At 48.6% G+C, this 13,872-nt stretch carries 16 protein-coding genes; 5 read left to right on the top strand and 11 right to left on the bottom strand.

Annotated features, from left to right (window positions below; all coding sequences use genetic code 11):
- Window positions 1-204: 204 nt before the first annotated feature.
- The 3 genes from ACFOE0_RS09705 to ACFOE0_RS09695 form a co-directional block, all read right to left on the bottom strand.
- Window positions 205-822: a LysE family translocator gene (locus ACFOE0_RS09705; protein WP_248935687.1), complete on the bottom strand. Its 618-nt coding sequence runs from the start codon at window positions 820-822 to the stop codon at window positions 205-207.
- Window positions 823-946: 124 nt separating this feature from the next.
- Window positions 947-1,987, bottom strand: coding sequence for a 4-hydroxyphenylpyruvate dioxygenase (gene hppD / locus ACFOE0_RS09700; protein WP_248935686.1), 1,041 nt, complete (start codon window positions 1,985-1,987; stop codon window positions 947-949).
- Window positions 1,988-2,058: 71 nt separating this feature from the next.
- Complete coding sequence (locus ACFOE0_RS09695) at window positions 2,059-3,219, bottom strand: homogentisate 1,2-dioxygenase (RefSeq protein WP_248935685.1); 1,161 nt, start codon at window positions 3,217-3,219, stop codon at window positions 2,059-2,061.
- A gap of 281 nt (window positions 3,220-3,500) precedes the next feature.
- On the opposite strand from ACFOE0_RS09695, the gene ACFOE0_RS09690 reads away from it, so the two are divergent.
- A complete protein-coding gene (locus ACFOE0_RS09690) occupies window positions 3,501-4,412 on the top strand; it encodes a LysR family transcriptional regulator (protein ID WP_248935684.1) in 912 nt (303 codons plus the stop codon).
- 21 nt (window positions 4,413-4,433) lie between these two features.
- Here ACFOE0_RS09690 and ACFOE0_RS09685 read toward each other — a convergent pair whose 3' ends face one another.
- The gene (locus ACFOE0_RS09685; protein ID WP_248935683.1) at window positions 4,434-4,886 is read right to left on the bottom strand and encodes an EVE domain-containing protein; all 453 of its coding nucleotides are present in this window, start codon (window positions 4,884-4,886) and stop codon (window positions 4,434-4,436) included.
- Window positions 4,887-5,019: 133 nt separating this feature from the next.
- A complete protein-coding gene (locus tag ACFOE0_RS09680; RefSeq protein ID WP_248935682.1) occupies window positions 5,020-6,012 on the bottom strand; it encodes a cytochrome-c peroxidase in 993 nt (330 codons plus the stop codon).
- 461 nt (window positions 6,013-6,473) lie between these two features.
- On the opposite strand from ACFOE0_RS09680, the gene ACFOE0_RS09675 reads away from it, so the two are divergent.
- Window positions 6,474-7,232, top strand: a complete 759-nt coding sequence (locus tag ACFOE0_RS09675) for an ABC transporter (RefSeq protein WP_248935681.1) — start codon at window positions 6,474-6,476, stop codon at window positions 7,230-7,232.
- A 22-nt stretch (window positions 7,233-7,254) separates the two neighbouring features.
- Here ACFOE0_RS09675 and ACFOE0_RS09670 read toward each other — a convergent pair whose 3' ends face one another.
- Entirely contained in the window at window positions 7,255-7,662 is a 408-nt protein-coding gene (locus ACFOE0_RS09670; RefSeq protein WP_248935680.1) for a YccF domain-containing protein, read from the bottom strand.
- Window positions 7,663-7,876: 214 nt separating this feature from the next.
- Here ACFOE0_RS09670 and ACFOE0_RS09665 point away from each other — a divergent pair, with 214 nt between their 5' ends.
- A complete protein-coding gene (locus ACFOE0_RS09665; protein ID WP_248935679.1) occupies window positions 7,877-8,806 on the top strand; it encodes a pyridoxal-phosphate dependent enzyme in 930 nt (309 codons plus the stop codon).
- 135 nt (window positions 8,807-8,941) lie between these two features.
- On the opposite strand, the gene ACFOE0_RS09660 is transcribed toward ACFOE0_RS09665, so the two are convergent.
- The 4 genes from ACFOE0_RS09660 to ACFOE0_RS09645 all read right to left on the bottom strand — a co-directional run bounded on the left by ACFOE0_RS09660 (window position 8,942) and on the right by ACFOE0_RS09645 (window position 11,364).
- On the bottom strand, window positions 8,942-9,118 hold the full coding sequence (locus ACFOE0_RS09660; protein WP_115134603.1) for a hypothetical protein: 177 nt from the start codon (window positions 9,116-9,118) through the stop codon (window positions 8,942-8,944).
- 337 nt (window positions 9,119-9,455) lie between these two features.
- Entirely contained in the window at window positions 9,456-10,112 is a 657-nt protein-coding gene (locus ACFOE0_RS09655; protein ID WP_248935678.1) for a ChrR family anti-sigma-E factor, read from the bottom strand.
- Window positions 10,105-10,680 carry a sigma-70 family RNA polymerase sigma factor gene (locus ACFOE0_RS09650; protein ID WP_380711877.1) on the bottom strand — a complete coding sequence of 192 codons (576 nt, stop codon included), beginning with the start codon at window positions 10,678-10,680 and terminating at the stop codon, window positions 10,105-10,107. Before ACFOE0_RS09650 ends, ACFOE0_RS09655 begins: the two co-directional genes overlap by 8 nt.
- A 129-nt stretch (window positions 10,681-10,809) precedes the next feature.
- Window positions 10,810-11,364, bottom strand: coding sequence for an LON peptidase substrate-binding domain-containing protein (locus ACFOE0_RS09645; protein ID WP_248935676.1), 555 nt, complete (start codon window positions 11,362-11,364; stop codon window positions 10,810-10,812).
- Between the two features lie 85 nt (window positions 11,365-11,449).
- Between ACFOE0_RS09645 and ACFOE0_RS09640 the strand changes: the two genes are divergently transcribed.
- Window positions 11,450-12,055 (top strand): class I SAM-dependent methyltransferase, encoded by a 606-nt coding sequence (locus tag ACFOE0_RS09640; RefSeq protein ID WP_248935675.1) that lies wholly within the window; start codon window positions 11,450-11,452, stop codon window positions 12,053-12,055.
- 211 nt (window positions 12,056-12,266) lie between these two features.
- A complete protein-coding gene (locus tag ACFOE0_RS09635) occupies window positions 12,267-13,217 on the top strand; it encodes a chemotaxis protein CheV (protein ID WP_248935674.1) in 951 nt (316 codons plus the stop codon).
- Between the two features lies 1 nt (window position 13,218).
- Here the strand turns inward: ACFOE0_RS09635 and ACFOE0_RS09630 are convergent, their stop codons facing one another.
- Window positions 13,219-13,845 (bottom strand): hypothetical protein, encoded by a 627-nt coding sequence (locus ACFOE0_RS09630; RefSeq protein ID WP_248935673.1) that lies wholly within the window; start codon window positions 13,843-13,845, stop codon window positions 13,219-13,221.
- Window positions 13,846-13,872 lie beyond the last annotated feature (27 nt).

Raw genomic sequence — 13,872 nt, 5'->3', positions numbered from 1 at the left:
CCCCTGTCGCTAATTGGACTTTATCTCTCTGATAATACATGGATAACAGCACAGCAAGATTAAGCTGACCACCATCAGTAATAGAAACGCTGAGCATGATCACTGACGGGAATGGATATTTGCGACGGAGAGTTAGTTTGCTTTTCGCGAAACAAAAAGCCGGGATATCCCGGCTTCTGTATTTATGGAGAGGAGAGCAGGGGGTTAACCCAGAGCCAGCCACAGTCCAACACCTACCATCAGAGTGCCCGCAATACGGTTCAGCCAACGAATATTGTCGCCACGGGACAGGAATATTCGAAGCGTTTTACCACCTGAAGCGTAGGCCAGCATAGAGCTGAACTCTGTCATCAGAATAATCAAAACCAGAGCTGCCAACTGCGGTGCTACAGATTGCTCCACATTAATAAAGGGGGGCAGTAATGACACCATAAAGGCCCAACCTTTGGGGTTAGCAATGGCGGTGATGAATCCCTGCGAAATTAATGCGATGTTGGATACTTCCGGCGGTGCGCCTTCCACAATGGCCATTTTGCCACGTGAGCGCCACATGTTGATGCCTATATAGATAAGGTAAGCGCCACCGACCCATTTGAGGAATTCAAATATCACAGGGTACTTTAGCATCAGTGCCGCCACGCCAATCACAGCGGAAATGGCAACCACAGCGACACCGACCAGTTCACCCAGCATCATCCACAGGGTACGGCGAACGCCAATGCTCATCCCCAATGTCATGGCCAGGGTCATGCACATTCCAGGGGTGATGGCTACAAAGAAGAAAGTCGGGATAAACACCGCGAGCAGTGCGATATCAGGCATAGAAAGTTATGTCTATTTTATACAATGTTAGGGTGGCCGGATTTTAGTGGATTCCTGTGATGAAGAAAACCGGCACTCCCTGAGGGAATGCCGGTTTTTTCAAGCTGAATAACGACAGTGAGAGTTACAGCACACCGCGCTTCATCTGGTCACGTTCGATAGACTCGAACAGTGCCTGGAAGTTACCTTCACCGAAGCCCAGGTTGTTTTTACGCTGGATGATTTCGATAAAGATAGGACCGAACAGGTTCTTGGTGAAAATCTGCAGCAGATAGCCTGAGTCATCTCCATCTACCAGGATCTGGTGATGCTTGATGCGATCTCTGTCTTCGGTAACCTGAGGAACCTTGTCAAAGATGGTGTCATAGTACTCAGGGATAATATCCAGAGTTTCAATTGAGGTACCTTCCATCGCATCCAGAGAGCCGACGATGTCGCGGCTGCGGAACGCCAGGTGCTGCACGCCTGGACCGTCATATTCGCGCAGGTACTCATCAATCTGGTTGTTGTCGTTACCCTTACCTTCGTTAATCGGGATGCAGAAGCTGCCATCCGGTGAGCGCAGAGCGTACGAGAGAAGCGCTGTCTGCACACCACTGATGTCGAAGTAACGTACTTCGGTAAAACCAAAGATCTCTTTGTAGAACTTGGCCCAGTGCTCCATAGTGCCCTTGTAGACATTATTGGTCAGGTGATCGACTTCCATAAAGCCTTTGTCAGCCACGATTTGTGGTTTGGCCAGATCTTCAAAATCAGTGGTGTAGATGTTGTTGTCCGGACCAAAGGTATCAATAAAGTAGATCAGGCTGTCTCCAATACCGTAAATGGCCGGATAAGGCATATCCTTGTGGCAATCGTTGGCAGGTTTGGCACCACGCTCTACTGCTGTTTTAAAGGCGAACTCAGCATCTTCTACACGCCAGCCCATTGAGCAGATAGCGGGACCATGGCTCTTGGCGAACTCTGCAGAGAAACCGGCACGTTCGCGGTTCAACAAAAAGTTGATGTCATTCTGCTTGTAGTAGTAGATCTCTTTATCTTTGGCTTTTTTTAACATGGAGAAACCAAAGTCGATAAACACCTGGTGCATGAAATCCGTGTCGGTCGTGGCAAATTCGGTAAACTCGATGCCCATCAGGCCCAGTGGATTCTGTTCGCTTGCCATGGTTGTGTCCTCTTTCAATAGTTTGCCGGCTCTATTGGCCGTTTGTTCAAATTGGTTTTCAAAAATCGACGTTACTCTTCCAGCCAGGAGCGGTTATAGTCCTGGCTCATGCAGTCACGTACATTGTCTGTCAGATTCAGTGGTGCAAAAGTGTCTACCATCACCGCATATTCATAGGTTTCTGTCTTGCCGATCGAGGCTTCAGTCTTACCTGGCTGCGGGCCATGGGGTACACCTTTTTGGTGTAGGGTCAGATACCCGGCTTCGATACCTTTGCGGCTCATAAAGTCGCCGTCGACGTAGTAAAGCACCTCGTCGCTATCGATATTGTTGTGGTAGTAAGGGGCCGGAATCGCCTTGGGATGGAAGTCATACAGGCGCGGCACAAAGTTACAAATCACAAAGTTGTGAGCGGTAAACACCAGATGATCAGACGGTGGCAGATGAATTTTGCCTACCTTGGGAGCGTACTCCTGAATGTTGAATGCCCATGGATAGACACAGCCATCCCAGCCAACCAGGTCAAAGGGGTGCCATTGCAGCTGAATTTGCTGGTATTTATCACCAAACTTGCTAATCAGTGGGAAGCTGCCTTTCTCTACAATGGCGTCCTGCAGTTCCGGTACCCGGATGTCACGTTCACAATAAGGTGCTGACTCCAATAGCTGACCATATTCGTTGCGGAAGTGTTTGGGCACCTCCACCATGGAGAAGGCTTCAATCACAAACAGGCGAACATTGTCATAGCTGTCGAATTTAAGCTGGTAAGTGGTGCCTCTAGGGATAACCAGATAGTCCCAACGCTTTACCTCCAGCACACCATACTCACTGTAAAGCTTACCTTCGCCCTCATGGACAAAAATCACTTCATCAGCATAGGCGTTACGGTAAAAGGTGTCGGTATCTTCAGTGACTGACGCGGTATACATGGCGACATCGTTGTTGAAGAACAGCTTATTACGGGCGCTATAGAAGTTGCCCTGTTTATCCGCTTTACGGGAGTCCAGTTTATAGTTCTGGATCAGGCTGTCCTGCCAGCTGTCACCATGGCCAATGTTCAGCGCTTCTACTTCCAACGCCTTGGTGGGCATGTTGTGGTGATACTTGTTGGAGTAGATATTGGCAAAACCATGGGTGGAGAACAGCTCTTCCCGATAAAGCTCTCCGTCTGGTTTCTCAAACGCTATATGTCTTTTGGAGGGCACTTGTCCCTGCTTTACATAAAACGGCATATCAGTCTTCCTTTTCCTTACTCAGTTTGCATTGCGTTCGTTGCTTATCTTTATGGGCAGGCAAAGCTGATTCTGTGATCTTGTTAACAATCTAGTTGCACGGATTAACAAAGAAAAGAATAATAAATGGGTCAACTCAATCAAAAAAATAGATGGTAATGTTGGCGTTACAAGAGTTGAGCCATAGGACTGGCAGCGTCGGCGGCCGTAACCCGCAGCAGATACGGCTAATTGTGATATCAGTGACTTGGTGTGTCACGGCAGCGTGACAGGGAGCAGTAGTGAAAATCGATATTGAGAGCTTTAAAGTTCTGCAGGTGTTGGTGGAGTGCGGCAGTTTTGCTGCTGCAGCTGAGAAGTTACATAAGGCTCAGTCTGCCATCAGCTATCAGGTTAAAAAGCTGGAGCAACATCTGGGAGTCACACTTTTTTGTCGCGATAAATACCGGGCTGAACTGACCCCTGAGGGCAGGGCTATCCTGGCGGAAGGACAAAAGCTGTTGGCGCAAATGGCCAATATTGAACATTTGGCACAAAGTTACAGCGATGGCTGGGAGCCAAGACTTGAGATGGTCATCGATGGTGCTTTGCCCATGGAGCCGATCCTGGTCGCTCTTAAACGTATGGCAGAGCACAAGGTGCCGACAAAAATCCAGTTGTCGGTTGAGTTTTTGGGGGGCGTGCAACACAGATTCGAACGGGATAAAGCTAACTTGATGTTGGTAAAAGACTTTCGAGGTGCACCTCAGTATGACCCCAGAGACCTGCCTGAAATAGCCAGTGTGTTGGTGGTGTCACCAGCTCACAGGTTGGCCGGGATGAAACAGGTGCAATTGCACGAGCTGCAGCAGCATGTAGAGCTGACTATTGAAGACTCGTCACCGGATCTTGGTTATCAGGACGATATGCAGTTCGGTGGCGATAAGGTGTTTTATCTGTCTGGCTTTGTGATGAAAAAAAGCGCACTGCTTAAAGGGTTGGGTTTTGGCTGGATGCCGGATTATCTGGTAGAAGAGGAGCTCAAAGCCGGAAAGCTGGCCAGGGTAGATTATGCCGGAGGAAATCGGTTTACCTTCACTCCAAGGCTGGTGTCTACCCGGGAGCGGCCTTTGGGGCGCGCAGGGCAGCTCTTCACCCAACTGATACTGGAAGAGTTCAGCCGGCCCGGGTTTTATCATGATGCGCTTGGGTAGAGGCACATCATGATGCAGTGATCAGGTACCCATAGCGAGCACTTGCTGCCACTCCTGCTCCGTGACTGGCTGAATGCTCAGCCGACTGCGATTGACCAGCGCCATGGTATTCAATTCGGGGCAGGCTTTGATACTGCTCAGGGTTACAGGCTTAGCCAGCTTGCTGATAAAGCTGATATCAACCATCTGCCAGCGTGGATTTTCCGGTGATGACTTGGGATCGAAGTACTTTGACTCAGGGTCAAATGCTGAGAAATCTGCATAGGGCTGGGATGCCACTTTGGCGATGCCCACAACCGCAGGGACTTTGCAGCTGGAGTGATAAAACAGAATCTGATCGCCAATCTGCATGCTGTCACGCATAAAATTGCGGGCCTGGTAATTACGTATACCTGTCCAGGGTTCCTGTCCCACTTTTTGTAAATCATCAATGCTGAACTCATCGGGTTCAGACTTCATCAGCCAATAGTTCATTGTTTTAATTTCCTTGCTTTAACATCTGCATAGTAACAAGCAGTCTATTGATAGCAAAAGAAAAGCGCCGCGAATTGCGGCGCTTGTTGATGCTTGTCCTGAGCTCAGTTGGGCTAAGGCCTGACTCTCTGACTTAGTCCGCCACAAATGGCTGTGGACGAGGCGTCTTGTGGTTGGACGGCGGCAGAATAGGCAGAGTGATCTGTGGCTGCTCTCCGGTCAGTGACTTCAGGAAACTCACCATCTGAGCGGTTTCCTGTTCAGTCAGAGATTGACCCAACTGGATATCAATCATGGTGTTTACCGCTTCTTCCAGAGTCCATACGCTGCCGTCGTGGAAGTAGGGGTAGGTCAACTCAATGTTACGCAGGGTTGGCACCTTAAAGACGAATTTGTCAGCTTCTTTGCCGGTTACAGCCTTACGACCTTCTGACGGATTATCTGTGTGGTAAGGCTTAATCAGACCCATCTTCATATACATGGTACCGCCCACTGCCGGACCGGAGTGACATGCGATACAACCACGGTCTTTAAACAGTTGGTAACCGGCTTTGGCATCGGCTGTGATAGCCTGCTTATCACCTTTCAGATACAGATCGAACGGACTGTTCGGCGTCACCAGAGTCTTTTCAAAGGCCGCGATGGCGTCAGTGATTCGGTCCATATCCACTTTGTCATCACCATAGACCTCTTTAAATACTGCGCGATAAGCAGGCATAGAGGCGATAGTGTCTATAGCCAGTTCATGGGTGAAACCCATCTCTTTAGGGTTGGCAATAGGGCCGCCAGCTTGCTCTTTCAGGTCCTTGGCACGACCATCCCAGAATTGCGCCAGCATATAGTCAGCGTTCAGAACAGTCGGCGCATTGATCGGGCCTTCCTGCCATTGGTCACCGATAGAGGTTGGAATGGCATCAACACCGCCAATTGACAGGTTGTGACAAGAGTTACAGGAGATAAAACCTGACTTCGACAGACGTGGTTCAAAGTACAGCATTTTGCCCAGCTCCACCTTTTCAGGTTGTGTGATTTTAGCTGGCTCAATAACTTGAATCGGCTCAGCGGCAAAAGCCGGGGCGCTCAATGCAATACTGATGCATAGAGAGGTCAAAGTGACGGTTTTCATCTGTAGCTTCCTTGGTAACCATATTATTTGTAAGGATATGACGGGAGTTTAATGGTGTTTGTAAGATATTGAAAAGTAAATGTTTAGATTGGTTCTATCGTAGCTTTGGATTAGTTAACTGTGACCATTATCTCTGTACAAATAGCGTAATACTGGTAGGAATAGTGAATTGTTTTACTCATGCGGGTATAGTTGACACCTCATGCGTGATAACGGTCACGATTCTATTTGCGGTATTTACATTTATCGCGAGCAGGGTTTATCGGTTTTAATTACGGGCGTTTCGTTTATCTATTGTGGCAAGCCGATAGCTTCACCCTTCCAATAATATTTTCAAAACAGCTTCAAGCAGAATTCACCCAGTTACGTTATTCGGAAATCGGTTGCTGACTATACTCAGAAGACTGAATCCGGGTTGGGGTAAGCAGGACAATCCAGGATTGTCATCGCGGGAGGATAAGATGCGACGAACGAGAAACTGGCAGCTTTCTGTGCTGATCTTAGCATGTCTGCTGCTGACACCATTTACTCCGAAGGCTGACACACTCCATTTGACTGCTGTGTATTGGCCTCCCTATGCGGGGCCGACGCTACCGGAACAGGGCGCGGCTGTGTATGTCATCAAAAAGGCGCTGTCTGCAATGGGTCATGAAGTCAAAGTAGACTTCTATGGGGCTGGGCGAGCCAGCAAGCTGGTGGGTAAATCAGGCAGTAAATATTTGGGTTATCTTCCTGTTTACGAATATCAAAACAGCGACTTTGTATTTTCAAAGCCTGTAGCAACCAGCCCTATTGGCTTGGTTGAGATGAAACTGCACCCATTAAGCTGGCTGGAAATGGATGATCTGCGGAACTTTACTCTGGGGGTTGGGCCTCAGGTGTTGGGCATACCTGAAGTATCGCCTTGGCTTGAAAGTGATAAACAGCCCAAACGTGAGGCCACATCGGATTTACAGAATATCAGAATGGTGGCGACGGCCCGGGTTGATGGCGCCGTAATGGATATGAATGTAGCTGAATACCTGCTGAAGTCCGACAGCTTACCCGGGGTGAGCAGTAAACTTCAGTTTGGTCGGCGCTTGCTGGCAGAGCCCAGTTTATTTGTGGCGTTTCAACGCAGTGAAGAGGGACGCCTATGGTTGGATATACTGAATCAGGGCCTGAATACGTTGGATACTCAGGCCCTGCTGGATGCCTACTGGCGAGAGTTGAACAACTAAGCTCAAATTCTCGCGATTAAGCTTAAGTTCTCGCGACGACAGTTTGACCTATGGGCATCAAGCTGAGAATGGCGAGTTTAAGATGCTGCAGGCCGAATGGAATACCAATAATAGACAGGAAGCATCCTACCGCCAGCGTCAGATGGCCGATACCCAACCAAAGTCCAAACAGCAGGAACCAGATAATGTTACCTATCATTCCTGCAGTTCCTGTTCCAATGTCGTCATGACCCGTGACCTGTTCACGATTGGCGATATCCTGTCCAAATGGCCAGAACGCCAGTTCGCCGATCACGAAGCAGGCTCGACCAAAAGGAATACCAATAATACTGATAAAACAAAGCACTCCCGCCAGCCACCATGCCAGCCCCATCACCAGGCCTCCGGTAACCAACCACAATATGTTCAGGATTAAACGAATAACAGGCATAAATCAGCGCTCCCACAAAATTATCGCTATAGTAACTTCGGATATAAGCAGTTTCTATGCCACAAGTTAACTTAATGATATTTAATGGAAAGTTGTGCCTGCTTACGGGGCTTGATGAAGAGAATCACTGTTTATTGATATTTTTCACCAAGATATCAGCCAAATGAGTCATCTGGTATAGAATTGCCCTCTATTTCCATTTTCTGATTTCAATATGCTGCTGGCAAACTCTCCCATTGAACAAAAACAGTTACTGGGACTCGACGTTTTTATCAAACGGGACGACCTTCTTCATCCCGCATTCGGAGGCAACAAGGCCCGCAAGTTTTCGGCGTTGTTGGAGATGGATTTTTCCGATGTAGATACGTTAATAGGTTATGGCTCTGCCCAGGCAAACTCTCTCTTTACCATGGCGTCATTGGCACAGCTTAAAGGTTGCCAGCTTGAGTTTTATGTCGACCACATCAGCCAATGGCTTAAGAACAATCCCAATGGTAATTATCGGGCTGCATTGGAACTGGGGGCTCGGATTATTGAGGTGGGTGAGTTGGACGACAGGGAAGGACTCAGTGTCGCTGAATATATTGCCCAAAAGGTGCTGCCGTATAAACAAGGGGCTCTGTTTGTGCCTGAAGGGGGACGATGTCATCTGGCGGCTTCCGGGGTTGAGCAATTGGCACTGGAACTGGCTGAGTGGCAACAGGCTCAGTCAAAAGATAAGGTCCGGGTAGTGTTGCCATCCGGTACCGGCACGACTGCGCTGTTTCTTTCCAGGTTCTTTTTCAGTCAGCAGTTGGATATCCGTGTATTAACTGTCCCGGCTGTGGGAGGAGAGGACTACCTCAGGCTGCAATTCAATGAGCTTGAGCCTGATAGCAGTTTGCATCCGGATATTGTTGAGCTGGGCCGTAAGTATCATTTCGGTAAGCTGTATCCTGAGTTTTTTACTCTTTGGCAGCAGGCCTGTGCCTGCGGTGTTGAATTTGAACTGCTTTACGATCCTGTCGGTTTGATGGCACTTCAACAGGCTTTTGCTGCAGAGCCTGATGCTACCTGGATCTACATTCATCAGGGGGGCGTACTTGGGAACGAGACCATGTTGCCAAGGTATCGGCGGAAATTCCCGGGGTTGTTTGTGGGGTGATGCTCTTCGGTCAGGCTCATCTGCTTTTTGTTGCAGATGTCATCCTGACCGTTTTTGAGTTTCTTGCATCTTGAGAGGTAACACTCGCTCTGATGTTAGGGTGAGGCAGAGCCGTGATAAGAGTGTTTTTCTTGATTAGCGTTGGTTTGGATTAAGCAACCACTTCATAAACTTCAGCGCTTCAGTGCGCTTCGAGAAGGTTTGCTTGTTCTTTCCCTGTTTGTCTGTAAAAGCAATAGAATTTTTATTGATGGAGATGGAATCTACCGGAAAACAGACGTTAATTTCGTGGTTATCAATTTTGTATGACATAGTCACACTCCTTTATTCTTCTTTATTTCGCCTTAGGGGCGAATAAATAGGTTCAATAAACATATCCTCAGTTCCGGCAGCCACGGAACAGTGATGGTGTGTTGGTTCAAGCATTGACCCAAAATCCAGTTTCAGCAAGTCAACCACATTCATATGACGAAAATGTGAAGCCTTGAAGAACTTGGTTTTGTCTGGGAAAACCCTGAGAGGTCAATCCTGGCGAGAGATCAGACGGTTAATAAATGCCCGACCCGCAGTAATATTAGCAATGGTTTTGGGATTGTCAATTCTGTTTAGATAACAATCGGGCGACAATGTGTCGCCCGTGCCACAATTTTCAATAAATAAGTTCACCAATGGGATTCAACAGCTTGCTTATTCCTTTGGTAAAGTAGAGCGGCGCATCTACCACTGTGTAACACAGGCAACCTGAGTGGGTTCTGGGAGAATGCTCATGTTCGCTGCTCATCACGATGAAATCTCCGGGATGATATTCGTTATACTCGTCGCAAAAGTCGCCGGACAACAGTAAGGTAATCTCTTGACCCTTGTGAGTATGCGCAGGGATTTCACCTCCGGCACCTATGTGCAGCAGGCTGGCCCGGGCTTTATTCTCGGCAGTGTCGAAACGCATTCGATTCACCTTGCCGATGCCGCTCCAACTGTCCTGAAGTTGGTGGCGGAAGGCTTTGGGTAGCTTGTATTGCTCCCCGTTCACCTCAACCATAGCATCTGGCGTTACCTCTTGCGGGGCTGTAGGTTTCGACATGATCTCTTCCAACATACCGTCGAAATTAAACTCGCACAGGTCGGTTTCTGTACAGGCTTCGGCCTCAAGGGTCTCCTGGGCAAACGCCGCGTTCATTTTGTGGACTTTATCCTGGCATACCTGACACATTTCGCAGTGTGCTGAGACTGCAATGCTCATGGACAAAGGAAGCTCTCCGGCTACATGTGCCTGCAGCAGGGCGTCGCTGGGGTGATACTTAATCATGATGCTTCTCCAGATAGCTTCTCAGTTTTTCGAGCCCAAGCCGTAACCTTGATTTTACAGTTCCTATGGGAATACCCAAACGTTCGGCAAGCTCCTGTTGACTGAGCTCTTGCAGGTAAACTCCCTGTACAATCTGGCGTTGAAGAGGGGGGAGTTTATCCATGTTTTCCAGCAGCTTGTCCGACATCTTGTGGTCAGCCAGTCCGTCGCCAGCTTCCACGTCCTCAAATAACGGCCAGATATCATCGCCAAAGGCGTCTTCGCGGTTGTGCTGAACTTTACGCAACATGTCAAAACACTGGTTTCTCATGATGGTAAATATCCAGGTGCTTACCGCGCCTTTTTCGGCATTAAACAGGTGCGCTTTGGTCCAGACAGTTGTCATGGTTTCTTGCAGCAAGTCCATCGCCAGACCTTGCTGCCCAAGACGTTGAACGCCAAATGCCCTGATCTTGGGAGAGAAAAGCTTGAACAAGTCGCCAAAGGCTTGTCTATCCCTGTGCTGGGCAACCCGCAACAATAGCTGTTTTTGCTCCTGTGCCTGCATCGACTGCTCTTTCGCTTCCATGTTTGTCCCTGATGGGTGATAACTGCTTTGATGGTAGCGACTTCCGACACTTTTTGCCGTTTGTTTTTGCATAATTCTGACCGGATTTGTTCCATTCAAATCTGTATACGGCATACAAGGGGAAATCGATCACTCATTAAATAGCGTTCTTAGAAAATCCAGTGCTTTGGTGTGATCAGGACTGCGGATACAGGCCTGTTTGTCCATGGCACTGACTGGGATGATTTCCAACCAGCGCTGGCATAACCAGCTTGAGTCGGCAAAATCTTCCTCTCCGTATTGATCCAGATGTTGCGGATGTTGCTCAAGCAGCGTTCTCAGAGTATCGCCAATCAGGGCATCATGGCGTTCAAGTTGTGCAGATGGCCAGTCCGGCAGCAGGGTGACTTTTCCCTGTCTCAGGCCGTCGGACTCAGTTTCCATTGAATTGATAACAAACCTGTGTTTCCCACGCACTTTGATACCCAGCAAACCATCATCCAATGTTTCGAAGTCTTCTATGCGGGCCAGTGTCCCGATAGGCAGGATATCTTTTTGGTCATCAGACAGCATGCACATCCCAAAGCCACTGCCTGACCTCATCGATTCTGCCACCAAACGCTGATATCTGGGCTCAAAGATCCGCAGTTGAGTCATGCCTCCCGGCAGTAAACATATCGGAAGTGGGAACAAGGGAATTTGCATGAGTACCTCTTATAAACTTATGTTGCTCATTTTACGTATTGGCCCATATGAGTGATCACCTTATATGTCACAGGATGCAAGTCAGATGAAATTGAATCAATTAGAAAAAACGATTGTCAGTCATCCGCTCAGGTTTTGGGTGCAACAAAAAATTGAAGCGCCACTGTTATTGTCCATGTTCGAATCAGGCCCCGGCGATATTCAGGACGCGCTGGAGATCGGTTGCGGTTATGGCCAGGGGATAAAGCTTATCAAGTCGCGGTTTGGTGCGGCCAGAGTGACGGCGGTTGATCTCGACAGTGAGCATGTGGCGGCGACAGGCCAACTGTATGAGATGGATGATAGCGTCACAGTGGCTATTGGCGATGCCACTGGCCTTGAGTTTGCGGATGATAGTTTTGACCTGGTGTGTAACTTTGCGGTTTTCCACCATATTCCTGACTGGCAGGCGGCGGTACTGGAAGTGTTCCGGGTGTTAAGGCCTGGTGGCGTGTTTTTGATTGAGGAGCTATACCGCAGTGCCATCTGCAATCCCATCAGCAAACGCTTGTTCGAGCATCCCCAGACAAATCGATTTGATCACGGTGAAATGGTGGCGCAACTCCAGCAGTGTGGATTTGAGATCATTAAGGCTCACAACCTGTTCAATCTCAGCGGCATGATACTGGCGCGCAAACCCCGGATAAGTTGAGATAAATCTGGCGCTCAAGTTTTACAGGCTTTGCTATGCTTTGGGTGTAATGTTCGCCGAATGAAAGAGTAAACCCATTGCTGGTTATATTTTAAGCTGTTGAAAACGAATATTTTCAGCCATGCCCTCAGGGGACTGTAAAGTCGTTATACTCGATAAAGGACAAGGAATTACAGACACATATCATTCACTGAAGTGCACGGGATAGCGTATGTCTAAAGTATTGGAAGCCGTTGATCAAAGAACGCAGCTGGTGGGCGAAAACCGCCTGGAACTGCTGTTGTTCCGCGTCAATGCGACACAGGTCTTTGCGATCAACGTCTTCAAGGTCAGGGAAGTGGTTAAGGTTCCCCGTCTGAATCAGATGCCCGGAGCTCACCCTCACATCTGTGGGGTAGCCAATATTCGCGGTCAGTCTATTCCTGTCATCAACCTGAAAGGGGCTATAGGTTTTCGGCCTATGGAACTGAATCAGGAGTGTAATCTAATCATTACCGAATATAACCGGACGATTCAGGCATTTCTGGTTGGTAAAGTGGAGCATATCGTTAACCTGACCTGGAACGATATTCTGCCTCCGCCCAAAAATTCCGGTGCCAACAATTATCTCACCGCTATCACCAGATTGGAGATGGATAAAAAAACCACTATTGTTTCCATTATCGATGTGGAAAAGGTGCTGGCAGAGATAGTGGACTATGACACTGAGGTCTCTCAGGAGTTGCTGGAGTCTGATTTAGCCGCGCGTATGGTGGGAACCCATGTGTTGGTTGCCGATGATTCAGGGACTGCAAGACGCCAGGTGAAGGGCACACTCGAGCCGTTGGGAGTAAAAATCACCACAGTGAATGATGGCTTGGATGCGTACAAGCTGTTAAAGCAGTGGGCCGATGAGGGCCGGGTAGATCATGACAATCTGCTGATGCTGATTACCGATGCCGAGATGCCTGAGATGGATGGTTATAAGCTGACCTATGAAATCAGGCAGGACCCCTTACTTAAGCACCTGTATGTCGTGCTCAACACTTCGCTGTCTGGCAGCTTTAACAATGCCATGGCTGAAAAGGTGGGTTGTAACCGATTTATCTCCAAATTTCAGCCGGATATGTTGGTCACTCTGGTGCAGGAACGGATTAAAATGGTGGAGGAGGGTGAGGTGTAACTCAGTCCTCTTCGTCAGCCAACTCCCGCAGTAATCTCTGTTTGTCTCTTGATGGCGACGTCCGGTAAAGCTTGGCCAACTTGAGGGCGTAGCCAAATCGGCTTTGTCCCAGCAGGTTAAGCAAAGAGGTCATAAAGTCTCTGTCCAAACCATAAAGCTGCCGGTAATAATCTACCGCCCGGCCAAGGCTGGCAAATGTCAGACCATTGAAACTGAAACTGGTATCCCAGTGCTCATCCAGAGCGACTCCATCAAGACTCAGTGCCCAGCCGCGAAAGTTTACCCTGTCTCTGGCGATTTCATACATCATCCAGCCACTTTCCCTGAAACCCGAAAGGATTTTGCAGGAGAACTCTGATTCTTCCAGCTCTTCCCGGGTCCAGTTGTCACCAATGGCGAGGTGTGATGCATAACGTTTGATCAGGGCGTCTTTTACATAGGTTTGACATTCCCAGATAGATGTCGACGGTGCCTTGGCTGCGATCGGCTTACATTCACTGCAGCAAGGTACGCTTAATGAAGGATGAACAGAGTTGGAGCCGCCTTTGAGGCTGAATTCTCTGTTGCCGGGTTCACCGCAAAACCAGCAGGTGTGTCTGAACTCGAAAGGAATATCAATTGGCGTCATAAACAAAAGGGCAGCGATGGCTGCCCT

The sequence above is a fragment of the Shewanella submarina genome (genome assembly GCF_042646185.1).
In the GTDB taxonomy this organism is placed as follows: Bacteria; Pseudomonadota; Gammaproteobacteria; order Enterobacterales; family Shewanellaceae; genus Shewanella; species Shewanella corallii.
Note: the sequence above shows the minus strand (reverse complement) of the source record. Positions and strands in the feature narration are given on the sequence as shown.